This window comes from Robertmurraya sp. DFI.2.37, from assembly GCF_029211245.1.
GTDB classification, from domain to species: Bacteria; Bacillota; Bacilli; order Bacillales; family Cytobacillaceae; genus Robertmurraya; species Robertmurraya methanolica_A.
The window spans coordinates 1-303 of record NZ_JARGEJ010000610.1 but is presented as its reverse complement, the minus strand read 5'-3'; the positions used below and the strand labels follow the sequence as shown (position 1 = coordinate 303).

The window sequence follows — 303 nt, the reverse complement described above, 5'->3', positions numbered from 1 at the left end:
CATAATCAGATGCCAGAAAATAAAAACTTTCATTATCTTCAGCCCAGAGTATCCCTGGTGAAACGGCTCCTGGTGAAAATCGCCAATCGCAAAATCTCCTATAAGCAAATCAGACTCCGCTGTAAGACAGGAGAGTTCCTTTTGTTCAGTATCATAAACCCAAATTTTCATTAATGTAGCATTTTCATATTCACGTTCATGGCCAAGTATGCCGATATATCTCCCGTTTGGAGACCAAGTGGCTCCTCCAAAATAACCAGTCCCCGGTGTGATCTTTTCGAATTTTTTCGTTTCCAATTCAAG

General features: G+C 40.6%; 1 pseudogene. It reads right to left on the bottom strand.

What is annotated here, in order from left to right:
- Window positions 1–303: pseudogene (locus PZE06_RS27905) on the bottom strand (S9 family peptidase); the annotation flags it as partial.